Below are 25971 nucleotides of genomic sequence, written 5' to 3'. Positions count from 1 at the left end.
TTAATTAAAATTAACGTTAAGACCTAAAACGATTGATTTTGCTAAAGGTGCACCTCCATAATCTACAGGAACTGCAAAATCATTATTTGAACTTCCAGAGGTATTTACCGCTTCAGGATTAAAACCTCCCTTGTATTTATTCCAATAGAACCAGTTTTCACCTGTTATATAAAGCCTCATATTATCTATTCTTTTTAAACTTTTAACAGCATCTTTTAGATTATATCCAAGTGAAATACTTCTTATACTAACATAATCTGACTTATACATCCAGTCAGAATTTGCCTGATAACCAAATGAGGTCTTCCAGTTACCTCTCACAGCCGGATCAACATTTAATGCATTTTCTACAGAGCCCATTCCGGTACGATTAATTGCTCTTCCTGTCAGCCCATAAACTGTTCCTCCATTTTGACCTTGTACTAATATACTTAAATCTAAATCCTTATATTTGAAAGTATTTGTGATGCCCCAAGTGTATTTGGGAGTTGGATTTCCTAAATCAACACGATCTTCAGTATTTATTTTACCATCATCATTCTGATCAACATACCTAGGATCTCCTAAAACTAATTTATTACCGCCAATAGTGGTTCCTCCTGCATCAATATCTGCCTGTGTTATAACACCATTTTGTTGTAAACCAAAAATCATATACATAGGTTTTCCTACTTCTAATTTTATAAATGGAACTCCAGCAGCAAAATCATTATTTATTTCAATTTTAGTCTGACCAGGCCCTAATGCCACAACTTTATTCTCGTTATGACTTAGATTTGCGGATGTTCTCCATTCAAAATTAGGAGTCTTTACGTTTACAGTATTCAATTCAAATTCCCAACCCTGATTTTGTACTGCTCCAACATTGGTAAGATAACTTGTAAATCCTGATGCAGCAGGTACAGGAAGTCTAAGTAATAAATCCGTATTCTTTTTTCTATACATATCGAACGTTGCAGAAACTCTATTTCTTAAAATTGACAAGTCCAATCCGAAATCAACACTTTTGGATTGTTCCCAATGCAATGATGGATTCCCTATGGAATTAACACCTTGTCCGATTCCATTTGCAGCACCAATTGAATAATTAAATGATGCTAATGTTGAATATGATGAATAACTTCCTATATTATTACTACCATTAGTTCCTGTGCTTGCTCTTAATTTTAAATCACTTAGCCAATCCACATTTTGCAAAAAGAATTCCTGCTTAACTCTCCATCCTAATGATAGAGAATAAAAAGTTCCCCATCTTTTCTCACTTCCAAACTTAGAAGAACCATCTCTTCTAACACTGGCAGAAAGCATATACTTTTCTTTAAAATCATATTGAATCCTACTGAAATAAGACAATAAAGTATTTTTTTCTGCATTAGTAGAACCAAGCGAACCTGTTGGAAGTGTTTCTATCGTTGAACTATTATAAAGTCCTCCGGAAGAAAGATTTGATCGCGTAATTTTATAAGAACTAAATGACTGCCCTAAAAGAACATTAAAACTATGATCCCCTAAAGATGTATTATAATTTAAAGTATTCTCATTTACAATATTCAGCCTTCTGTAAGTATTGTATGCTCCACGGATACTTGCCTGAACATCATTAGGTGTATAGCTTTCAAATGTATTGTCAGAATTGTCAAAGTTTATTGTACTTTTCAACGTAAAAGATTTTGCAAATTTATAATCTGCATAAGTTGATACAATATTTCTATACATCGAATTTTTACCTGTTCTGGCCAAAGCATTAAGCATATTTGTTGTACTACTTCCCCATGCATATCGGGTTGTATATTTCTCACCAGCAGCATTCGGGGCACTTTCAAAAACAGGGGTTGCTGTTAAAGCCTTAAACAAGGTATTATCTTTTCCTTCAACACCCGGATCATTTCTTTCAGAATAAGATGGAGAAAAATTAATCCCTATTTTAAAGCTTTCAGATAATTTAAAATCTATATTCGCTCTTGCAGAAAACAAAGTATAATCTGTACCTACAATATATCCTGTATTTTTTTGATAATTTGCAGAAACATAATAATTAACCTCATCGGTTGCTCCTGATGCGGATAATTGATAATTACTAAACTCTCCTGTACGAAAAACCTTGTCCTGCCAGTCTATATAATCTAATCCTGGATGACCTGGCATATCCCATCTCTCGTCATATAAATATGTAAAATATCTGTTATTACTTTGAGTAAGCGGAGCTGACGGATTTACCGCATTATACGCTGCAATACGCTCAGCATTTGTTTGATTAGCAGAAGCACCTACAATCCCCGAACTCACCCATTGACTGTCAATCATTGTTTTTGCTCTTTTAATCCATCCCTCAGCAGATAACATATCAACTCTGTTAGCTTCTTTGTTTATACCCCCATAAGTGTTGAAAGTATATTTTGTTTTTCCCTTTGTCCCTTTTTTTGTGGTAATCAAAACAACACCATTTGCTGCTCTCGAGCCATAAATAGATGAGGCAGCTGCATCTTTCAATACTTCAATAGAAGCAATATCATTTGGATTCATATTATCTAAAGGGCTTCCATTAGAAAAACCTCCATTCGCATTTGATCCTTCTGTGGAAAGTGGAAAACCATCAATTACATATAAAGGCTCATTACCAGCAGTGATTGAACCCGCACCACGAATTTCAATACTAAAAGGCTGACCTGGTAAACCAGTAGTTTGTTTAACACGAACACCTGCAATCTGACCAACTAACCCCTGATCGACTCTTGAAATTGGTCTTTCTGTAAAACTTTCTGTTTTAATACCTGATATTGCTCCTGTAGTTAATTTTTTCTTTTGTGTCCCATAACCGATCACTACCACTTCATTTAAACTGGAACTTTCGTTCTCTAAAACAACATCATAATTATTGGTGGATCCAACTTTTAATTCTTTTGAGACAAAGCCTACGAAAGAAAAAACTAAAGTCTCTCCTGATGAAGCAGATATTTTATAACGACCATCAAAATCTGTAGATGTGCCTCGATTTGTACCTTTAACTAATACATTCACACCCGGTATAGAGAGCTTGCCAGAATCAGTCACCAATCCTGTTACCTCTTTACTCTGCGAATAACCGTATGTATGCAATAATGCAAACACGGCAATAATTAGCAGTAGATTAATTTTGTTTTTCATAAAAAAAGTTAAATTAGTTAATAAATTAGTTCACTCAAATTTATCCAGAAGAGTACCCTACAGCATCCTGTAGTATCCTGTTAACTTTCAATACATTATGTTTTTAATTAATTTTTAATTAACAAGAATCTCACAACTTATTGATTAGCAAGAGCAAATACCAATTAAATTTGAATTATAAAAAAAACTATAACTAAATTATTTTTTATAAAATCAATAATTTTTACGAAAAATAATAATAAATCAAAAAAAACATAGTTTATTAATTTATCCTTAAATTATTATTAATAATCAACAACAGGATGCAACAGGATAGCAATTTGATAATAGCTTTTTATTTTTACTCATTTAGTATTTCACCTTTACCTGAATATATTTAAAGTAGCTATTTTCTTACAAACACTAGACATACATAAACATAATGAAACATACTAAAACACTACTTGGCTTTTTATTTGTTTTTTGTTTTGTACTTAATTCGTTTTCCCAACAATCAAATACAGCTCTCTGGCCAGAAACTAGTAGTATAAATCAGCCTTGGACACGTTGGTGGTGGATGGGAAGTGCGGTGGACAAACCTAACTTAAAAAAGAGTTTGGTCGATTTTCATAAAGCCGGAATTGGCGGTGTCGAAATTACCCCTATATATGGCGTAAAAGGTGAAGAAAACAATTTCATAGATTATCTTTCTCCAAAATGGATGGAAATGCTCGATTACACTATCCATGTTTCAGATAGTCTTCATATGCAAGTTGACATGGTTTTAGGAACCGGATGGCCTTACGGCGGTTCTCACGTTACCCTGCCCCATGCAGCCACAAAACTGATTGTCGAAAAATATCAGCTAAAAAAGAACGAAACAATAGATCGTTCTATTAAACTTGAAGATACTAAGGAAAAAACGCCGACTGAACTTTTATATGTAGTTGCATACGGCAGCGATGGAAGTTATGTCAATCTAACAGATCAGTTGAAAAATAAAAATTCAAAACTGAACGATAAAGGTATTGAAGGAGCTTCTGTAACCTTACCGAATACCTTAGAACCAAACAAATTAAAATGGAAAGCAAAAAAAACAGATTACACTATTTATGCTGTTTTTAGCGGCAAAACCGGCCAAAAGGTAAAAAGAGCAGCTCCGGGAGGAAGTGGCTATACTCTGGATCATTATTCTAAAGAAGCTTTAAACGCTTATGTAGTACCTTTTAACAATGCTCTAAAAGGACGAGAGGGAAAAATCAGGGCTATTTTTAATGACAGCTATGAAGTTTACGGAACTGATTTTACGCCAAATTTTTTCGAAGAATTCCAAAAACGAAGAGGATATGATCTTAAAAAGCAATTGCCTCTTTTATTAAACGAATCTGACAATGAAATAGGAAACAGAATAAGAAGTGATTATAGGCAAACCATAGCCGACTTATTACTGAATAATTTTGATAAGCCGTGGACGCAATGGGCGAATTCAAAAAACTTCAAGACCAAACTTCAGGCACACGGATCTCCTGGGAATTTAATTGATTTATATGCTTCTGCGGATATTCCTGAATGTGAAACTTTTGGATCAATGCCCTTTGATATTCCGGGTTTCAGACGTGAAAAAGACGATATACGTGAAGGCGATGCTGATCCGGTAATGCTTAAATTCTCTTCATCAGCAGCACATATTTCAGGAAAAAATCTGGTTTCATCCGAAACTTTTACATGGCTAAGAGAGCATTTTAAAACTGCTTTATCCCAATGTAAACCTGAAGCTGAAGATTTAATGCTAAATGGTGTCAATCATATTTTTCTTCATGGCTCTACTTATTCGCCAGAAAGAGCTGCGTGGCCAGGATGGAAATTTTATGCTTCTGTAAATTTTAATTCAAATAATAACATTTGGGAGGATGCTCCTTCCCTATTCTCCTATATTTCTAATTGTCAGTCCCTGCTGCAGCAAGGAAAATCAGACAATGAAATTTTACTTTACTGGCCTATTTTTGATACCTGGGATCAATATCATAAAGGAACTTTATTCTTTCAGTTCAAAATACATTCTTTAGATGAATGGCTGCACGGAACTGCTTTTTACAACACAACAAAGGAGTTAATGAATAAAGGCTACGGAGTCGATTTTATTTCCGATAATTTTATTGCCGAAGCCAGGGTTCTAAACGGTAATATCGTTCTTCCTGGCGGAACTTTTAAATCATTGATTATTCCGTTCTGTAAAAAAATGCCCCTTAGCACTTTGCAAAAGCTGATTGAATTACAAAAAGCCGGTGGTAAAGTAATTTTTCAGGGATTACCGGAATCTGTTCCCGGTTTTAATGATTATAAAAATCAGGAGACAAAACTTCAGTCTGTTCTGGCTGAAAACAAAGAAGCTGTAAAACCGGTTTCGAATATTTTTGAAACATTAGAAAAGGCGGAGATATATCCTGAAGCACTTGTAAATACAGGTCTAAAATTCATTAGAAGAAATATTGACGGCGAAAAAATATATTATCTGGTCAATCATACTCCAAAAAAGATCGATGGTTTTATTCCATTAGAAATTGGCAATAAAGAAGTAGTCATTTTGGATCCGTCAAACAGAAACTTCGGAAATGCAGTCGTTCAGAAAACAGCAAAAAACACTTTGGTAAAAGTCAAAATAGAGCCGGGACAATCATACTTCCTGAAAACTGAAAATACTGCTTCGCAAAAAAAATGGAACTATTACGAACCAACCGATGATGCAATTGTATTAAAAGGAAACTGGAAAATTAATTTTGATAAAGGCGGTCCAATATTACCTCCAAGTGCTACGATTTCGAATCTGGAATCATGGACAAAACTTGGTCCGGAAGCCGAAGCATTTTCCGGATCGGCAACCTACTCACTTGAATTTGAAAATCCAAATGCTAAAACAGAAACATGGAGTTTAAATTTAGGCGATGTCCGCGAAAGCGCCAAAATCTGGTTAAATGATGAATTTATTGGAACGGCCTGGTCAGTCCCTTATAAATTAAATATCGAAAAATTAAAACCCGGAAAAAATACTCTGAAAATTCAGGTCACAAATCTTTCTGCGAACCGAATTCGGGATAAAGAATTAAAAGGCGAAGAATGGAAAATTTTCTATGAAATCAATATGGTAGACAAAGACTATAAAAAATTCGATGCCACAAAATGGAACCCGATGCCTTCCGGATTATTAGGTACCGTTACGATCACAGCTTTAAAGAAACAAAATTAATTCCTATAAAGATACAAAAATGAGAAAATTACTTTTATTGTTTGTACTATGTCTTTCATATACGAACACTACAAACGCGCAGCAGCCATTTGATAAAAAATTAGTATTAAAGCAAATGATTCTGGCGAATGATTATTTCATGCAAAAATGGCCGGAAACTGGTAAAACAATCATTACCAATAAAGAACGTCCAAGCAATATCTGGACACGTGGCGTTTATTATGAAGGATTAATGGCGTTACATGAAATTTTCCCTAAAGAAGCCTATTACCAATATGCATACGACTGGTCAGAATTTCACAAATGGGGTTTTAATGGCGGAAACGTAACCCGTAATGCAGACAATTACTGTGCAGCCCAAACATATATTGATTTATACAATTTAGAACCGGATGCTAAAAAACTAAAAAACACCAAAGCCAACATCAACATGTTGCTGAACACGCCTCAACTAGACGACTGGTCATGGATTGATGCTATTCAAATGGGAATGCCGGTTTTTGCAAAATTGGGTGTTTTAGAGAAAGACAACCAATACTTCGAAAAAATGTATCAGATGTACATGTATTCAAGAAACAAACACGGTGATAACGGTCTTTTTAACCCAAAAGACGGTTTGTGGTGGCGTGATGCCGATTTTGATCCTCCTTACAAAGAACCAAATGGTGAAGATTGTTACTGGAGCCGCGGAAATGGCTGGGTAATTGGTGCTTTGGCAAAAGTACTGACAATAATTCCTAAAAATGCGCCTCACAGAGAGCAATATGTAAAAGACTTAAAAGCAATGGCAGCAGCTTTAGTTCCCATTCAAAGACCTGATGGATTCTGGAATGTGAGTTTGCATGATCCAACCAATTTTGGCGAAAAAGAAACTTCAGGAACTGCTTTATTTGTTTACGGAATGGCTTACGGAATAAACAGCGGAATTTTAAAAAAAGAAACGTATTTGCCTGTAATCGAAAAAGCATGGAACGCCATAACCAAAGATGCTTTGCATGATAACGGTTTTTTAGGCTACCTGCAATCTACAGGAAAAGAGCCAAAAGACGGGCAGCCGCTATCCTACGATAAAATCCCTGATTTTGAAGATTACGGATTAGGTTGTTTTTTACTGGCCGGATCAGAAATTTATAAGATGAAATAATGTGGGCGTGCCCCTCCCGAAAAGGTCGGGTCGGGCTATACGTTCCCGCTTCCCGATAAAAAATCGGGAGAGCTCCACTTCTATCCCTCACGCAACCAACCAAAGACCATCATGAAAAAAATACTCTTTTGTCTTGTTTTGATATTTCTCAATTCAGGTCTTTTTTCACAAGAATTTAAAAGAGAAAAATACAATTTCAATTCCGATTGGAAACTAAAAACAGGAGATTTTCAAAATGCGGAATCTCCTGTTTTTGATGATACCAACTGGAGAAAAGTTACACTGCCCCATGCCTACAACCAGGAAGAGGCTTTTGAAAAGGATATTGACCACCATACCACTGGAATCGTATGGTATCGTAAAAAATTCAAACTTCCAAAGGGAATCAAAGACAAAAAGATTTTTATCGAATTTGAAGGGATTCGTCAGGGTGGTGTTATTAATGTCAACGGAGAAAAAATAGGGCTTCATGAAAATGGCGTAATGGGGTTTGGTTTTGATATTTCTAAAATTGTAAAACCTTTTCCTGAAGAAAACATCATTGCTTTAAGAATTGACAATGACTGGAAATACAGAGAAATAGCCACAAACACTACCTATCAGTGGAATAACATGAATTTCAATGCCAATTATGGCGGAATACCAAAAAACGTTTTTCTTCATATTACAAATAAATTATACCAGACACTTCCGCTCTATTCTAACCTAAAAACTACTGGAGTGTATGTTTATTCATCTGATATAAATATTCAGGAACAAACTGCTATTATTCATGCTGAATCTGAAATTCGTAATGAATTTAATATAGAAAAAAAGGTAGAATACAATGTCGTTATTGAAGATATCCAGGGTAAAACAATTGCTTCATTTACCGGTGAAAAAGCAAACCTTCTTCCTAATGAAACAAAAATTATTAAAGCCAGCAAACTCATTAACAATTTACATTTTTGGAGCTGGGGTTACGGCTATTTATACAGAGTAAAAACTATTTTAAAAGTCGATGGAAAAATCGTTGATGAAGTTTTGACAAAAACCGGATTCCGAAAAACAGATTTTAAAAATGGTGAAATCTGGCTAAATGACCGTGTTCTTCAGGTAAAAGGATATGCGCAAAGAACCAGCAACGAGTGGCCGGCTATCGGAATGTCTGTTCCGCCATGGCTGAGTGATTTCAGTAATAAATTAATTGTAGAAGGGAACGGAAACTTAGTGCGCTGGATGCATGTTACACCCTGGAAGCAAGATGTTGAATCCTGCGACAGAGTTGGCTTATTACAGGCAATGCCCGCCGGAGATGCTGAAAAGGATGCCAAAGGCGAACAATGGAAGCAGCGTGTCAACTTAATGCGCGATGCTATCATTTACAACCGAAACAACCCAAGTATTATTTTTTATGAGAGCGGCAATGAATCTATCAGCGAAGAGCATATGAAAGAAATGAAAGCCATTCGAAATCTTTATGATCCAAATGGCGGACGCGCAATTGGCTCCCGTGAAATGCTCGACAGCAAAGAAGCTGAATATGGCGGGGAAATGCTTTACATTAATAAAAGTGCAGGAATCCCTTTATGGGCAACCGAATATTCAAGAGATGAAGGCCTGCGTAAATATTGGGATGAATTTTCTCCTCCTTTTCATAAAGAAGGTGCTGGTCCTCTATATCGGGATAAACCTGCCGAAGATTACAATCACAATCAGGACCGTCATGCCATCGAAAATATTACAAGGTGGTATGATTATTACAGGGAAAGGCCTGGAACAGGAAAAAGAGTAAATTCGGGTGGTGTTAATATTATTTTTTCCGACTCCAATACGCATCACAGAGGTGAATCTAATTACAGGACCAGTGGCGAGGTAGATGCCATGCGTATTCCTAAAGACGGATTTTGGGCACATCAGGTAATGTGGGACGGCTGGGTTGATATCGAAAAACACCATACTCACATTATGGGACACTGGAATTATGCTGATAAAGTGGTCAAAAATATTTATGTGGTTTCAACAGCTTCAAAAGTAGAACTTTTCATTAACGGACTCTCGCAGGGTTTTGGAAAACAAAGCAACCAGTTTCTCTTTACCTTTGAAAACATTACTTTTAAAGAAGGTATTATAAAAGCGATTGGCTATAATGAAAAAGGAACTATTTTGAGTGAAGACTCCAAAATAACTGTTGAAAATCCCACAGCAATCAGACTAAAATTAATTACGCAAAAACAGGGACTTTTGGCAGATGGTGCAGATGTAGCACTAGTTGATGTTGAAGTGGTCGACAAAAACGGAAATCGCTGTCCTATCAGCAATGACATGATCACATTTTCTGTAGAAGGTCCGGTGACCTGGTTAGGTGGAATAGCACAGGGTCCAAAAAATTATATTCTTTCTAAAACGATTCCGGTTGAAAATGGCGTTAACAGAGTTATGCTACAATCCATGATAAAAAGTGGAAAAATAAAAATTTCGGCCACAGCCAAAGGATTAAAACCTGCAGAAGTGAATTTTGAAAGTAAAACGATAAAGACTCAAAATGGACTTTCTACCGCAATTCAGGGTATTAATTTAGCGTCAAATTTAGAAAGAGGTCCTACTCCTAAAACACCGTCATACACAATAAAAAGAAATCCTGTTGCTATAGTAAGCGCTTCATCGCCTTCTAATAATAATGAGACATTTAAAAGTTATGATGATAACGAGTTGACGGAATGGAAAAATGATGGGAATATAAAAAGTGGTTCCATAACCTATACATTGTCAAAACCGTCAATGGTGGACGAATGTGTAATTAAATTGACCGGATGGAGGTCTAAAATCTATCCAATTCGTATTTTAGCAGGTGATAAAGAAGTTTTCGAAGGAAATACAACGCAAAGTTTAGGCTATATCACTATTCCTTTAGAACCGGTTTTAGCTGATAAAATAACAATCGAACTCATCGAATCTAACACAGAAAAAGATGGATTCTCTAAAATTGTTGAAGTCGAAGCAAACAAAGATTTGGATTTATTTAAAGACCCAACAGCAGTAAATACAAAAGGACAATTACGCATTGTCGAAATAGAATTTTATGAAAAAATCAAATAATTTAAACAGATTTAAGGCAGCCTTATTTTGTATTTCTTTAGGGGTGAGTCTTTCTGCTTTCTCGCAAAAAAAGGAAATTCCGTTATGGGACAAAATCCCTGATGCGATTGAAAACAAAGAATATACAGAAAAAATAGTGACTAATAAAGATGGCATTGCTGTAGATGTACGCAAAGTAACAGTACCTACACTAACAGCTTATTTTGCAGATCAGGAAAAATCAAATGGAACATCAGTCATAATATGTCCGGGAGGCGCTTACGGAATGCTGGCCATTGACAAAGAAGGCTATAAAGTTGCCGAATGGTTTAACAGCTTAGGAATTAATGCTTTTGTTTTAAAATACAGATTGCCGAGCGATTTGATTATGAAAAACAAAACTGTTGCGCCTTTGCAGGATGCTCAGGAAGCCGTTCGTATGATTAGAAGAAATGCTGTAAAGTGGAAACTAAATCCTAACAAAATTGGTTTTATGGGATTTTCAGCAGGAGGACATTTGGCTGCAACTTTAGCGACACATTATGCCGATAAGGTTTACACTCCCTCTGATACAACAAGTGCAAAACCTAATTTTTCAATTTTAATTTATCCTGTAATATCGATGCAGGAAGGTGTTACCCATCAGGGTTCAAAAGATAATTTGTTAGGCAAAAATGCACAAGGCGAAATAGTCGATAAATATTCCAATGAAAAGCAGGTAACAGCTTCAACACCAAAAACCTTTTTAGTACATGCTACCGATGATAAAGCTGTCTCTGTAGAAAACAGTATTAATTATTATCTGGCTTTAAAAAAAGAAAAAGTTTTAGCAGAAATGCATTTATATGAAAACGGAGGTCATGGTTTTGGTCTTGGCGTAAAAGGTACTAATGCATACTGGCCTGAAACCTGTAAAAAATGGCTGGCTGTTAATAACTATACTTTAAAATCTGATGTTTATGTATTCACTTATTTTAAAGGTAATGGAGAAGACGGACTGCATTTAGCGTACAGTGAAGACGGTTACAAATGGAACTCTTTGAAAAATGATACATCTTTTTTGACGCCTGAAGTCGGAAAAGACAAACTTATGAGAGATCCTTGTGTAATAAAAGGCGGAGACGGCTTATACCACATGGTCTGGACGGTAAGCTGGACCGATAAAGGTATTGGCTACGCTTCTTCAAAAGATTTGATTCACTGGTCAAAACAGGAATTTATTCCGGTTATGGCACATGAAGAAAAGACAAGAAATACGTGGGCTCCTGAAATTACGTATAATGAAAAATCTAAAACCTACATGATTTACTGGGCTTCTACAATTGACGGAAAGTTTTTAGAAACTAAATCGGAAGAAGAAAAAGGATACAATCACAGAATTTATTATACCACAACCAAAGATTTTAAAAAGTTTTCTAAAACCAAATTACTTTACGAACCTGGGTTTAATGTCATCGATGCTTCTATTGTAAAAACAGACAAAGGTTACACCATGTATTTAAAAGACGAAACCAAAGTACCGGTTCAGAAAAATTTAAAAGTAGCGACTAGTAAAAAATTAGAAGGCCCATATACAAAAGCAAGTGAACCAATTACAGGGAATTACTGGGCTGAAGGGCCTACTGCTATTCAAATAAATAATGAATGGATTGTGTATTTTGATAAATATACCCAGAAAAAATATGGAGCCGTAAAACAAACATCCAAAGGCTGGGAAGACATTTCTGATCAGGTTAGTTTTCCTAAAGGCACACGTCATGGAACCGTGATTAAAGTTTCTGCATCTGAAATTAACGCTTTAAAGGAGTTGAAATAAGTGGTACTAAAAAAAACAGCGAACTAATTTTTTAGTTCGCTGTTTTTTTATTCTCCAATAAGATGAAGTTCATTAAATTCTTTTTCAACGATTAAGAAATGGTTCGTTTCAAAATCAGTTACGTTAAACTCAATTTTTTCATTGTCAATTTCAATTTCGGTCACTTTAAAAGGCAATCCTATAAAGTTGATTTTGTACTTAGTGTATGGCGTTTCGTATTTGCCTTCTTTGTATAGTTGGATAATAGCCTCTTTTTCTTTTCCGATTGTTCGTAAAGATAAAAAACTAAAACGGCCTTTTTTATAATCATAACCATCCTGGGCATCTTCATAAACTTCTGATTTTTCCTTGCCGATTTTAAAATAATAATCGAGTATTAATTCATCAAATTCTAATTCTCCAACATATTGCTGAACCGGGTATTTCGGAATAATAGATCCCGCTTTTACGAAAACCGGAATTTCATCAAATTTAGAATCGACCCAAACCTCACGACCGCCAATTGCGAATTCATTTGTCCAATAGTTATACCACTCTCCTCTTGGAATATACATACGTCTTCCTAAAGCATTAGGCTCCAGAATTGGACAAACTAATATGTGATTCCCGAAGATAAATTCATCATTGCGATAATGCGTCTGAGTGTCATCCTGATCATAATATACCAGAGGTTTCAGCATGGGAACACCTTCCTGAATATACTGCCAGAACATCGTATATAAATACGGTAACAACTGATAACGCAGATTTACAAATTTTCGTGTTATATTGATTACTTCTTCATCAAAAGCCCATGGTTCCTGATTTCCGTGATCCCCAGAAGAATGAGTTCTGCAAAAGGGATGAAAAACACCTAACTGAATCCAGCGGGCATACAATTCACCTGTTGGCTGTTCGGCAAATCCTCCAATATCAGATCCAGTAAAACCCATTCCGGAAATAGACATTCTCTGGACCTGAATGTTAGCAATCCATAAATGTTCCCAGGTAGCTACATTATCTCCTGTCCATGAAGATGTATAACGCTGAGCTCCTGAATAAGCTGATCTGGTAATTACAAAAGGACGCTTTGGATACACAAATCTTTTCACACCATGATAAGTAGCTCTCGCCATTTGAGTACCATAAACATTATGTGCCTTTCTGTGACTGCATGGATTACCATCATAAACATGGCGAACATCCATTGGGAAAGTTTTATTCGGAACCTCCATAACGGCAGGCTCGTTCATATCATTCCACACTCCTTTTACGCCAATTTCAGAAATTAATTCTTTAAATAATCCTGCCCACCATTCCCTTACTACAGGGTTGGTGAAATCAGGAAAATTACATTCTCCCGGCCAGACTTTTCCTTTCATATAAGGTCCGTCTGCCCTTTTACAGAAATAGTCTTTTTCCAGACCTTCCTGATAAACCCAGTACTTTTTATCAATTTTGATTCCCGGATCAATGATTACTATCGTTTTAAAACCATCTTCGGCTAATTCAGCAACCATTTTCTTTGGATCAGGAAAATAATCCTTATTCCATGTAAAACAACGAAAACCGTCCATATAATCAATATCCAGATAAATGGCATCACAAGGGATTTTAAGTTCCCTGAATTTTGAAGTGATTTCTTTTACTTTACTCTCCGGATAATAACTCCACTTACACTGATGGTATCCTAAAACCCAAAGCGGCGGCAATTCCGGCTTACCGGTCAAATCAGTGTAAGTGGTAACTACATCCTGCATTTGAGGCCCGTAAACAAAATAATAATTCATTTCGCCACCTTCACTCCAAAAACTGGTTACGTTTCTTCTCTCCTGACAAAAATCAAAAAAAGTACGGAATGTATTATCAAAGAAAATACCGTAAGATTGTTTATTATGAAGGCCAATATAAAAAGGAACTACCTTATACAAAGGCTCCTGATCTTTATGATAAGCATATTGGTCTGTAGCAAAATTTTCTACTCTTTTGCCTTTTAAATTCATTTGAGTAGCTTTGTCGCCAAGACCGTAAAAACATTCACCATCTTTTGATGCTTTACTCATTTTTACAATATTTCCGCCATATTCGTAGCTTTCCTCCCAATGAAAACCAAGTTCGTCCTCCAGGATTAAAAAGTCATTTAAATCATAAATAGACAAACGAAGATCTGCCTTTTTGATTTTACATTTTACTTTACTAGTTCTAATTTCAAAATGATTTTCTTCTTCGGTAACATTCAGAAAATTATAACCATGCAACTGACTTTTATCAATCGCATACGAAAAATCATTACTAAAATAGCCCTTTGTAGTAAAACGAAAACGAATTAAGCTGTCCCTGAGAATGGTGACTTTTAGAATTACATTGTTATCTGTATTGAAAGAAATGGAATCGCCCTCATGTTCATACGAAACTACTTTTGATGGAAATAAATTACCCTTGTATTCTAGTGCGGTATTTGTAATCATATGATTAATGGATTAAATTTAATGCTGTCTTTAATATCAAACTTACAAAAAAACTTAGTAACCCCCTATAAATAAAAGGTTTATTAACGAAAACGTTTTTTCTGAATGAGTGATAATTTAGATATCAAAAAAAAATCGATTCAGTAATTTAGAACCTTAAAAATAATAAAATCACAGCACACTAACAGATATAGATTTACACGAAAGAATAAACTGTAACACTTAAAGGCGGCAAAATTAATTCAACTGAAAAATCTCTTCCATCATAAGGAGAAGATTCTATTTTTAATATACCTGAATTTGCAACCCCGCTTCCTCCGTAAAGTTTGGAATCACTATTAAAAATTTCCTTCAGGTTTCCTTTTTTAGAAATTCCAATTCTGTAATGCTCCCTTATTACCTGAGTAAGATTACAGACAATAACTAAAGTATCGTCAGGGTTATTTCCTTTTCGGAGATAAGATATAACCGCATTTTGATGATCTGAATAATTAATCCACTCGAATCCTTCTCCGCTAAATTGTTTTTCATACAAAGCCGGACTCGACTTATACAACTGATTCAAATCTCTAATCAGATCTTTAACTCCTGCATGATAATCATATTTTAATAAATGCCAGTCAAGGCTGTTTTGAAAATTCCACTCGGCAGTCTGTCCGAATTCTGCCCCCATAAATAACAGTTTGGTTCCAGGATGTGTAAACATATAACCATAGAGCAGTCGTAGGTTAGCAAATTTCTGCCATTCATCACCAGGCATTTTATAGACAATAGATTGTTTTCCATAAACCACTTCGTCATGTGAAAAAGGCAGCATGAAATTTTCGGTAAAGGCATAAGTCATCGAAAAAGTCAAATCGTTTTGATGGTATTTCCTGTAAACCGTTTCTCTCTGAAAGTATTTTAAAGTATCATGCATCCAACCCATCATCCATTTCATTCCGAAGCCCAAACCTCCTGTGAATGTAGGTCTGGAAACCATTGGAAAAGAAGTACTTTCTTCTGCAATGGTTTGAACTCCGCTGAAATTAGCATAAATAACTTCATTAAACTCCTTTAGAAAACTAATAGTCTCTAAGTTTTCATTTCCCCCATAAATATTAGGTTCCCATTCTCCTTCATTTCTGGAGTAATCCAGATACAACATCGAAGCTACGGCATCCACCCGTAAACCGTCAACATGATAATTTTGAAGCCAGAAAACCGCATTACTAATTAAAAAAGCACGAACTTCATTACGCCCGTAATTAAAAACAAGGCTTTTCCAGTCGGGATGATAGCCTTTTCTTCGATCTGGGTGTTCATACAAATGCGAACCGTCAAAAAATCCTAAACCGTGTGCATCATCTGGAAAATGTGACGGAACCCAGTCCAGAATTACTCCAATACCCGCCTGATGCAGTTTATCAACCAAAACCATAAAATCCTGAGGCTTCCCAAAACGGGAAGTTGGAGCAAAATATCCAACCAACTGATAACCCCATGAAGGATCATAAGGATATTCCATAACAGGCATAAACTCAACATGAGTAAAACCTGTTTCTTTAACATAAGTCACCAAATCATCTGCAAGTTCTAAATAGGTTAAAAACCTATTGTCACTACCCCGTTTCCAGGATCCCAAATGTACTTCGTAAACTGAATAAGGTTTATCTAAAGCATTATGTTCCTGACGCGACTGCATCCATTTTTCGTCTTTCCAGTTATAATCTAAATCCCAGACTACTGAAGCGGTATGAGGTGGTTTTTCACAGTATAATGAAAAAGGATCTGCTTTTTCGGTTGCAATTCCGTCAATATGAGATTGTATTTTATATTTATAAAGAGTTCCTTTATCTAAATTTGGAATAAAGCCTTCCCAAATACCTGATGAATCCCAGCGTACCTGAAGCATGTGATGACCCTGAGTCCAGTAGTTGAAATCCCCGACAACTGAAACAGATTGAGCTGTTGGCGCCCAGACAGCGAAATAAATCCCTTTTACTCCGTTGACTTCAACTAAATGTGCACCGAGCTTTTCATATAACTTAAAGTGTTTTCCAGCTTTGAATAAATTGATATCAAAATCAGTAAATAGAGAATACGTAATAACGTTGGACATATTTTTTTTAGTAATTAGTACTTAGTTTTTAGTCCTTAGTACCTTGTGATTAGTTTTTAGTAATAATTTTTAATCGTGATAATTTAGTATAAAAAATTAATAATCTTTTTTAAAGATATTAAAATGAATAATTCCTAATTAACTCCTCAAACACATTTTAGCACTGTTACACACTTTTTATGTTTTTTATCAGACTTCCAAGTCCAATTAAAATTTTCCAAATGTTACGATTGCTCCAATTATGGAAACAATAATTTTGAGATAGTTTTGTATATTGTTATATTGTTGCGTTTTTTACTTTCGGCTATTTCAAATTTTGGGTTAACTTAAGGACTAATTACTAGGGACTAAACATCAATCTATCCTGAAATTATCCGGAAGAATTGCTCCTTTTTTAATCACAACAATACCGTCCTTTATAGTGTATAAATCATTAGTAAAATTTTCTAAATGCTTACCTCCGTTGATATGAACATTGTTTCCTATACGAACATTTTTATCAACTAGAGCATTTTTTATGAAACAGTTTTCCCCGATTCCCACATGTATTTTATTATTTAAAGTATCACGGTTCATTTCATCCAGATCCTGGTAAAAATCATTACCCATTACATAAGAATGATGAATTACGGTTCCGTCACCAATTCGGGATCGGATGCCTATTACCGTGTTTTTGATTTCCTTCGCATTGATAATGCATCCTTCTGAAATTAAGGAATGATTTATATTTGAATTTCTAAATTTCGAAGGCGGCAATAATCTTGGCCGGGTAAAAATTTTATTTTCGCTATCAAACAAGTTAAATTCAGGTATATCAGCAGTAAGACCTATATTTGCTTCAAAAAAGGAATCGATGTTTCCGATATCCGTCCAGTAACCTTCGTATTGATAACTTAGAATTTTATGCCTTCCGACAGCCTGCGGAATAATTTCTTTTCCGAAATCCTTAGTATCCGGATCAGCCATTAAATCTTCGAGTAATTGACGGTTAAAAATATAGATACCCATCGAGGCGAGGTACTTTTTACCTTTTTCATGCATCTGCTGACTCACTTCAGATTCCCATTCCGGCAAAAGTGAAGCATTAGGCTTTTCAATAAAAGCTTCAATAAAACTTTCCTGATTGGTCTTTAAGATTCCAAATTCAGGAGCATCTTTAGCATTCACCGGCAGCGTAGCAATCGAAATGTCAGCATCCGCTTTAATATGAGCATCGAGCATTTCATTGAAATCCATTTGGTATAACTGGTCTCCGGAAAGAATCAAAGCATACTCGAAATCATGTTTTAAGAAATGTGACATACACTGGCGTACAGCATCAGCAGTTCCCTGAAACCAGGTTGGATTGTCCGGAGTCTGCTCTGCCGCTAAAATATCAACAAATGACTGGCTGAAAATACTGAAATTAAACGTGTTTTTAATGTGAGCATTCAAAGAAGCCGAGTTAAACTGGGTCAATACAAATATTTTAAAAATATCTGAATTGATACAATTAGAAATAGGAATATCAACTAATCTATATTTTCCGCCAATGGGAACAGCAGGTTTAGACCTCGTCTCTGTTAACGGATACAAACGCGATCCCTGACCACCTCCTAAGATAATTGCAACTACTCCTTTTTTGTTAACTTTCATTTTTCTGAATTATTTGGTTATATATTTCGATGTATTCTTGGCAAACTCTTTCCCAGGAATGATCAGTAGCCATTCCTTTTTTTATTATTTTATCAAACCCGGTTTTATCATCATACAGATTTACAGCACGATTAATTGAATAACAGACATCCTCAACAGACGCCTGATTATGGCAGATTCCATTTCCATCATCGCCAAAATCAATTACGGTATCTTTCAAACCTCCTGTTCTTCTTACAATCGGAACTGTTCCGTAACGCAGTGCATACATTTGGTTTAATCCGCATGGTTCTACTCTTGAAGGCATTAGTATAAAATCAGAACCTGCATAAATTAAATGAGCCAGTTCTTCATTATATCCGATGAAAACATTGTAATTTCCTTTGTAATCATTTCGTAAATCCAATAATTGTGTTTCAATATCAGGATTTCCGGATCCTAAAATCAGGATATTGATATTTTTAAAATGTTCCGAAAGAGCTACAGCTGCAGCCTGAGGCAAAAGATCACCGCCCTTTTCATCGAATAATCTTCCAATAAAACTAAACAAAGGTTTTGAAGAATCTAACTCAAATCTTTCACATAGCTTTTCCTTGTTGTTTTGTTTTCCAAAGCCAAAATCATCAATAGAATAATGGGATTCCAGCATTTTATCTGTCAAAGGATTCCATACTTCAAAGTCTATTCCGTTTAAAATTCCTTTTGATTTGCTTCGCATTTGATTGAATAACGATTCAAGTCCGTTTGCCGAAACATTAATTTCATCGAGATAACTCGGAGAAACTGTGGTCACGGCATCAGCGCATTTTACGCCTACTGCTAGTGAATTAAGGCAATTATCCCATTCCAGAAAACCTGCATGACGCAGATCAAACTCCGGGATATAAGACATTTTATCATGACCAAACCATCCCTGATACAATCCGTTATGAATCGTGATAACAGTTTTGACCTTGCTCAAAACTTCATACTTATAACTAAACTGCAGCATAAACGGAATCAGTCCTGTATGGTGATCGTGACAGTTAATGACGTCTGGAATTATATTCTCAGCCAAAATCCAGTCTAAAGTGGCAATCTGAAAGGATAAAAAACGTTCTATATCATCTTCATATCCATAAACATTCGGGCGGTCAAATAATTCCTTAATTTCAATCAGATATAATGCATACCCAAGTTTATCAGTTGCTTCTTTTAGAACAGTATAAGGAAACGTAAAATTGCCTAAAACAACAGCGCCTGAATATACTGTTTCAAAATTATTTTCGCTTTTAAACTTTGTATCGTATGCAGGAACCACTACTTTTACCTGATGTCCTGCACTTTGCTGATACTTTGGCAATGCCCCAACAACATCGGCTAATCCGCCAACTTTGGCCATTGGGTAACATTCTGCACTAATATGAAATATTTTCATTTAAGACGACTGTTTTATAAAATTGGCACTTAATTAAATTAATACGTAAATTGTTAATATTCCGTAATTTTATGCTTTTTAAATTTAGGAAAAAACTTAGTATAATTAAGCTCCAAAATAAAAATTATCATTATGCCAAAAAAAACACCAAATCCTGTAAAATCCTTAAAAATCCCATTATTTATTATTATTTCTGCGAAAATATGCGCGTTTATTTCAAACAGACTGGTAACAGCTTATGCAGCAAAACTTTTTACAACCCCCATAAAACATAAAATTCCGAAAAGAGAATTAAAAATGGACTCTGAAAGCATCCAAAATGTAATTCCTGTTCCGGCAATTAATAAAAGCATCACGATTTACGAATATGGCAAAAGCGACAGGAAAACATTACTGGTTCATGGATGGTCGGGACGCGGAACACAATTATTCAAAATTGCAGATTCACTTTTAGAACATGGATATTCAATTGTGAGTTTTGATGCTCCGGCTCATGGAAAATCCAAAGGTAGCACAACTATAATGTCTGAATTCATCGCCTCAGTTTTAGAAATAGAAAAGCAATACGGACCATTTGAAATTGCAATGGGTCATTCTTTAGGTGGTATGTCTGTATTGAATGCCATTAAAAACGGTTTGAATGTAAAAAAAGCTGTTATTATAGGCAGTGGCGATGTTGTACAGGATATTTTAAATGAATTTGTTTCGAAATTGAGATTAAAATCCGAAATTAGTAATCGCCTCCGTGATTATTTTGAAAATAAATATCAGCTAAAAATGGATGACTTCTCGGCGTATCAGGCTGCTAAAAAAATAGCCATTCCTGTTTTGGTGATACATGATAAAAATGACCCGGAAGTTCCTGTAAAAGCTGGAATTCATATTCATGAAAACCTTCAAAAAGGGAGTTTATTTTTGACAGAAGGCCTTGGTCACCGAAAAATATTGGGAAACCATGATGTCATTAAAAAAATTATTGAATTTGTACTTAATTAAAACTGCCGTGAATTTATTTGAAGAAACAAGAAACTGGGAACAGGATTTACAACCTATTTTAAAGAAATATAAAGGCAAGAAACATCCTTTAGACTATAAAAACACGTATCAGTTACTGGTTATGGTTGTGTTATCAGCACAGGACTCTGATGCAAACATCAACAACCTCGCTCCTGCCCTGTTTGCTGAATTCGCTACCTTAAAAAGTCTTTCAAAAGCAGATTTAGAAAGTTTTACGCCATACGTCAGCAAAGTTCGGAATCACGCTACCAAAACCAGCTGGCTTCTTGAAATCGCCAAAACGATTCAAAATGATAAAGATATTCCACTTACCCTAAATGGATTAACAGCTTTGAAAGGTTTGGGAAGAAAATCTGCAAATGTAATCTTAAGAGAAACCGGTCAGCAGGCAGAAGGTATTATTACCGATTTACATGTGATTCGTGTTGCTCCAAGACTTGGTATTGTAAAAGAAAGCAAGGATGGTAATAAGGTCGAGAAACAACTGATGGAAGTTTTACCCAAAAAAATCTGGTCAGAAGTTGGTATGGCTATCTCATTTCACGGAAGGGAAACCTGCAGACCAAAACCTAAATGTGAAGAATGTATTTTGAAGGATATTTGCTATTATTTTCTACATCTTAAAAATGGAATTTGATTAATCTATCTCTTTAAATATAAAAAATATCACCATTAGTTTTTTTTAGAAAATATTTATCGTAATATTGCAATATAAAAATAAAATAATGGGAGCTACTAAAACAGATCATTTTACCGATAAGCAAAATCAGATTGCTATGATTGCAAAAGCGTTGGGGCATCCTGCCAGAATTGCCATCATTGAGTATTTATTAAAAGTTGACACTTGTATCTGCGGTGATATTGTAAATGAACTTCCTCTTGCACAGCCTACTGTTTCCCAGCATTTGAAAGAATTAAAAAATGCGGGAATCATTAAAGGAAACATAGAAGGCAATGCTATTTGTTATTGCATTGATGATAAAACACTTACTCTCATAAAAGATTATTTTTCTAAAATCATTCTAAAGCTTACAGATCAAAAATGCTGCTAAAATATTTTTTAACACACAATATCGCAATATTGCAATAAATAATTAATATTCACATTATGAAACTATCAGAAATCAAAACACTATTGAATACTGTAGAAACAGTAAATTTTCAATTGCCAGACGGTAATTTCGTGCCAGAACATTTTCATGTAACCGAAGTTGGTCTGGTTACCAAAAACTTTATTGACTGTGGCGGAAATGTCCGCAAAGATTCTGTTGCAAACTTTCAGTTATGGGACGCTAACGATTTTGAACATCGCTTAAAACCACAAAAATTACTTCATATCATTGAACTTTCTGAAAAAATTTTAGGAATTGAGGATTTTGAAATTGAAGTGGAATATCAGGACAACACTATCGGAAAATATGATTTAGGTTTCAATGGAAAAGATTTCTTATTACTGAACAAACAAACGGCTTGCCTTGCTCAGGATAATTGCGGAATTCCTGCTGAAAAACCAAAAATAAAATTATCCCAATTAAATAATGACAACACTAATTCCTGCACTCCAGGCGGAGGATGCTGCTAATTATTCCATTAAATTAATATGTCAAATAAAGAAACATTATTCACTGCTATAGAAAAAGTTGTATCAGAATTTAATTTTAAAAAAATTACTACTGAACGGAAAGATATTTTACAGTCTCTCATCGATTTCATTCAATTGAAAGTCAATAATCAGGAGGATGTCAGGCTGAATTTCATTTGCACACACAATTCCAGAAGAAGTCATTTGTCGCAAATATGGGCGCAAACGGCTTCATATTATTATGGTATAAAAAATGTATATTGCTATTCGGGAGGAACAGAAGCAACAGCAATGTTCCCCAAAGTGGCACAAACTTTAGCAAATACCGGATTTAAAGTTCAAAAACTATCCGAAGGAAACAATCCGGTTCATGCCATTAAATTTGCTAAAAACCATGCCCCAAATATCTGCTTTTCAAAAAAGTATGATGATGAATTTAATCCTGAAAGTAGTTATGCAGCCATTATGACCTGCTCACAGGCCGACGAGGGCTGTCCGTTTATCGCAGGAGCTGAAAAACGGATTGCGGTTACGTATGAAGATCCAAAAGCTTTTGATAACACTCCTTTGCAGGACTTTAAATACCAGGAACGCAGTCTTCAAATTGCTACTGAACTATTTTATGTTTTCTCCCAAATAAAAAAATAAGATGACTATGAATCATTGTACGCCAATTGCAGAAAGAAAAAAGCTGTCTTTTTTAGATCAATTTCTCACATTATGGATATTTATTGCCATGATAATTGGCGTTGCTATTGGCTATTTTATTCCGTCAAGCGGAAATTTCATAAACTCGTTTTCCAGCGGAACTACGAATATTCCGCTGGCAATTGGGCTTATTTTAATGATGTATCCGCCTTTGGCAAAAGTAAAATATGAAAATATCGGAGAAGTTTTTAAAAACACCAGAATCCTTGGTGCTTCATTATTCCTGAATTGGATTGCGGGACCCATTTTAATGTTTGCACTTGCGCTTCTGTTTTTAAAAGGCTATCCGGAATATATGATTGGTTTAATACTGATTGGTTTAGCGCGCTGCATTGCTATGGTTGTCGTTTGGAATGACCTGGCTGATGGAAACCGCGAATATGCTGCTGGATTAATCGCCTTAAACAGTATTTTTCAGGTTTTGCTTTATAGTGTCTATGCGTATATTTTTATCACTATTTTGCCTCCTTATTTTGGTTATACAGGATTTGATATTGATATTAGTATTGGACAAATCGCTGAAAGTGTGGCTGTTTATTTAGGAATTCCTTTTGCTCTTGGCGTTATAAGTCGTTATAGCCTGATAAAACTTAAGGGAGAACAATGGTTTCAGAATAAATATGTTCCGTTTATCTCTCCTGTTACTTTGATTTCTTTGTTATTCACGATTGTGATCATGTTTAGCTTAAAAGGAAAATTGATTGTTCAAATTCCGATGGATGTACTTCGAATTGCGATTCCTCTGGTGCTTTATTTTGCTGTTATGTTTATCATTAGCTTTTTTACCGGAAAGTATTTTGGTGCTGATTATTCGAAAAGTACGGCAATTGCTTTTACAGCCACAGGAAACAACTTTGAACTGGCGATTGCGGTTGCAATAGGTGTTTTCGGAATCAACAGCGGACAAGCCTTTGCTGGTGTTATTGGTCCTTTAGTAGAAGTTCCTGCTTTGATTGCGCTTGTGAATGTTGCTTTTTGGTTTAGAAAGAAATATTATTCTTAGGCTGACAATTAATGTTATTTCAGCGGTTTGAAGAATAAAACTGGCTTCATTAAACAAGAAAACACTCATTTTATATAGCTAATATTCTTCTAAGTTTTACCCTCGTTTTTAACACGAGGGATTCTTTGCTTGATTTACTGTTCGATCAAGAAAACCTCTGTGCGCTTTCGTAAATCTGGGCGTTCGGTTTTTGAGGAACTAATAAATCGTTTTGAACGTACTATCTCGGTATTGGGCAGAAGTCAAAGTTCTTTTTAATATGATGATCAAAAGTGAGGCAAAACACTTAAAAAACAAACTTAAAAACGACTTCAAAAAAAGAGGCGTGATAGCCTCTTGAAATTCTTCTGACTCCTTTATCGAAAACCCCATAGTAGCGGAATCTCAGCGGTTTCGTTCAACACGGGCTTCATTGTTCGTGCTTCGCACGCAACGAATCCCTTGCTGTTGGGCGATGTTTTTTTATTCGTCTTCTATTTTTGTATCAATAAATTCATATTCAGAATTCTCAAAACTTACTCCGACTTTTTTAGCTTTAAATTTAACGTGATTATCATCGATAAAAGTGTAAGTGTAAACATCAGTTTTACCCGAATTGAAATGTAATTCGTGAAATTCTCCATTTTCAATCCACCATTGTCCTTTCTCAACAAAGCTTTCAACTTCTCCATTTTCAACTGCTGTAAATAGAAGCAAAAAAGTACCATCTTCAAATCTATGTTGAATCCAATACTTGACAAGTCCTTTTCTTTGATTATCGTTTTCCGAACCTTTCCAACTTCCAAACATTTTATTGTCTAGTTTGTTTGCTTTAGAATCTTTTTCTTGTGCGTTTGAGATAGTGATTATTCCAAAAATGGCAATTAATAATAATTTTTTCATAAGTTTATTTTTGGTTTATTTAAAATGGATTGTTAACGGTACTTTGCTATTGACAATTTCTCCCATACTTTTAGCAGGAATCCATTTAGTTTTTAATATAAATTCTTTTAACTTACTCGTAAAGTATGAAGAATATTTATAATTTTTTTTGTTTTGAAAAGTTAATTCAATATCTATGTCTGTAACAGTTCCGTCTTTGTGCAAAATGAAATCAGCTGAAATCCAAGAATAAGAATCTTTTTCCTTTCTAAACTCAAAATCTTTCGGATATTCAGCAATTTTAAAAAAGTCATTTTTATAATTTTTAAAAAAGTCTGAATAACTTTTATCATTTGGATATCTGGATAAAGTATCGCATTCCTCAAAGTCATAGATTTTATTCGGATTATTTTTTACATATTGTTTTTCCGCAACAGTTCGCAATGAGTCGATAAAATTTTTTCCAAATCGTTTGTCTATTTCTTGTGCCATTTTTTTTGCGTAACAATTCTGTAATTCACCTGGAACTGTACAATAATACAAAGCAGAATCGATTCTAATATTGTATTTTGAAAGCAACTTATTCATTTCCTCATTACTTCGATATTGAACTACCATTCCGAAAGAATGAAAATACGTTAACTTATTTTGTTTAATATCTTTTTCAGCATTTTTAGTTTCTACTTTGCAAATCGAATCCCAATATTTATTTTCAGAATCAAGTTCAACTCTTTGTTCTCTTGATGCTTGATTTTGAGATGTTGATTTTCCGCAACTAATAAATGCAAAAAGTAATATGTAATAAATTATTTTCAT

17 protein-coding genes are annotated in these 25971 nt (G+C 34.9%); 10 read left to right on the top strand and 7 right to left on the bottom strand.

Annotated elements, in window-relative coordinates; all coding sequences use genetic code 11:
• On the bottom strand, nucleotides 1-3144 hold the full coding sequence (locus tag ACNC7R_RS10525; protein ID WP_417941045.1) for a SusC/RagA family TonB-linked outer membrane protein: 3144 nt from the start codon (nucleotides 3142-3144) through the stop codon (nucleotides 1-3).
• 421 nt (nucleotides 3145-3565) lie between these two features.
• On the opposite strand from ACNC7R_RS10525, the gene ACNC7R_RS10520 reads away from it, so the two are divergent.
• The 4 genes from ACNC7R_RS10520 (at nucleotide 3566) to ACNC7R_RS10505 (ending at nucleotide 12384) form a co-directional block, all read left to right on the top strand.
• Entirely contained in the window at nucleotides 3566-6367 is a 2802-nt protein-coding gene (locus ACNC7R_RS10520) for a glycosyl hydrolase (protein WP_417941044.1), read from the top strand.
• 19 nt (nucleotides 6368-6386) lie between these two features.
• A complete protein-coding gene (locus tag ACNC7R_RS10515; protein ID WP_417941043.1) occupies nucleotides 6387-7511 on the top strand; it encodes a glycoside hydrolase family 88 protein in 1125 nt (374 codons plus the stop codon).
• A 111-nt stretch (nucleotides 7512-7622) separates the two neighbouring features.
• A complete protein-coding gene (locus tag ACNC7R_RS10510; RefSeq protein ID WP_417941042.1) occupies nucleotides 7623-10589 on the top strand; it encodes a glycoside hydrolase family 2 protein in 2967 nt (988 codons plus the stop codon).
• Nucleotides 10573-12384 carry an alpha/beta hydrolase fold domain-containing protein gene (locus ACNC7R_RS10505; protein ID WP_417941041.1) on the top strand — a complete coding sequence of 604 codons (1812 nt, stop codon included), beginning with the start codon at nucleotides 10573-10575 and terminating at the stop codon, nucleotides 12382-12384. Before ACNC7R_RS10510 ends, ACNC7R_RS10505 begins: the two co-directional genes overlap by 17 nt.
• Before the next feature lie 47 nt (nucleotides 12385-12431).
• On the opposite strand, the gene ACNC7R_RS10500 is transcribed toward ACNC7R_RS10505, so the two are convergent.
• From ACNC7R_RS10500 to ACNC7R_RS10485, 4 genes are all read right to left on the bottom strand, one after another.
• Nucleotides 12432-14831, bottom strand: coding sequence for a glycoside hydrolase family 31 protein (locus tag ACNC7R_RS10500; RefSeq protein ID WP_417941040.1), 2400 nt, complete (start codon nucleotides 14829-14831; stop codon nucleotides 12432-12434).
• A gap of 196 nt (nucleotides 14832-15027) precedes the next feature.
• Entirely contained in the window at nucleotides 15028-16932 is a 1905-nt protein-coding gene (gene glgB / locus ACNC7R_RS10495; RefSeq protein ID WP_417941039.1) for a 1,4-alpha-glucan branching protein GlgB, read from the bottom strand.
• Between the two features lie 354 nt (nucleotides 16933-17286).
• Nucleotides 17287-18567: a glucose-1-phosphate adenylyltransferase gene (locus ACNC7R_RS10490; protein WP_417941038.1), complete on the bottom strand. Its 1281-nt coding sequence runs from the start codon at nucleotides 18565-18567 to the stop codon at nucleotides 17287-17289.
• Nucleotides 18557-19984: a glycogen synthase gene (locus ACNC7R_RS10485; protein WP_417941037.1), complete on the bottom strand. Its 1428-nt coding sequence runs from the start codon at nucleotides 19982-19984 to the stop codon at nucleotides 18557-18559. The genes ACNC7R_RS10490 and ACNC7R_RS10485 overlap by 11 nt, the downstream gene beginning before the upstream one ends.
• Before the next feature lie 132 nt (nucleotides 19985-20116).
• On the opposite strand from ACNC7R_RS10485, the gene ACNC7R_RS10480 reads away from it, so the two are divergent.
• The 6 genes from ACNC7R_RS10480 (at nucleotide 20117) to arsB (ending at nucleotide 24294) form a co-directional block, all read left to right on the top strand.
• Complete coding sequence (locus tag ACNC7R_RS10480) at nucleotides 20117-20980, top strand: alpha/beta fold hydrolase (RefSeq protein WP_417941036.1); 864 nt, start codon at nucleotides 20117-20119, stop codon at nucleotides 20978-20980.
• Entirely contained in the window at nucleotides 20967-21638 is a 672-nt protein-coding gene (locus tag ACNC7R_RS10475) for an endonuclease III domain-containing protein (protein ID WP_417941035.1), read from the top strand. The genes ACNC7R_RS10480 and ACNC7R_RS10475 overlap by 14 nt, the downstream gene beginning before the upstream one ends.
• 88 nt (nucleotides 21639-21726) lie before the next feature.
• Nucleotides 21727-22053 (top strand): ArsR/SmtB family transcription factor, encoded by a 327-nt coding sequence (locus ACNC7R_RS10470; RefSeq protein WP_417941034.1) that lies wholly within the window; start codon nucleotides 21727-21729, stop codon nucleotides 22051-22053.
• Nucleotides 22054-22109: 56 nt separating this feature from the next.
• Nucleotides 22110-22583, top strand: a complete 474-nt coding sequence (locus ACNC7R_RS10465; RefSeq protein ID WP_417941033.1) for a DUF6428 family protein — start codon at nucleotides 22110-22112, stop codon at nucleotides 22581-22583.
• 18 nt (nucleotides 22584-22601) lie between these two features.
• The gene (locus ACNC7R_RS10460; RefSeq protein WP_417941032.1) at nucleotides 22602-23231 is read left to right on the top strand and encodes a low molecular weight phosphatase family protein; all 630 of its coding nucleotides are present in this window, start codon (nucleotides 22602-22604) and stop codon (nucleotides 23229-23231) included.
• Nucleotide 23232: 1 nt separating this feature from the next.
• Nucleotides 23233-24294 (top strand): ACR3 family arsenite efflux transporter, encoded by a 1062-nt coding sequence (arsB, locus tag ACNC7R_RS10455; protein WP_417941031.1) that lies wholly within the window; start codon nucleotides 23233-23235, stop codon nucleotides 24292-24294.
• 462 nt (nucleotides 24295-24756) lie between these two features.
• On the opposite strand, the gene ACNC7R_RS10450 is transcribed toward arsB, so the two are convergent.
• Together ACNC7R_RS10450 and ACNC7R_RS10445 are read right to left on the bottom strand one after the other, a co-directional pair.
• Nucleotides 24757-25176 (bottom strand): hypothetical protein, encoded by a 420-nt coding sequence (locus tag ACNC7R_RS10450; RefSeq protein ID WP_417941030.1) that lies wholly within the window; start codon nucleotides 25174-25176, stop codon nucleotides 24757-24759.
• A 15-nt stretch (nucleotides 25177-25191) separates the two neighbouring features.
• Nucleotides 25192-25971, bottom strand: coding sequence for a hypothetical protein (locus tag ACNC7R_RS10445; protein ID WP_417941029.1), 780 nt, complete (start codon nucleotides 25969-25971; stop codon nucleotides 25192-25194).

The sequence above is a fragment of the Flavobacterium adiutor genome (assembly GCF_048282555.1).
Classification (GTDB): Bacteria; Bacteroidota; Bacteroidia; order Flavobacteriales; family Flavobacteriaceae; genus Flavobacterium.
The sequence above is the reverse complement of the archived record's forward strand: the minus strand, read 5'-3'. Positions and strand labels throughout refer to the sequence as shown.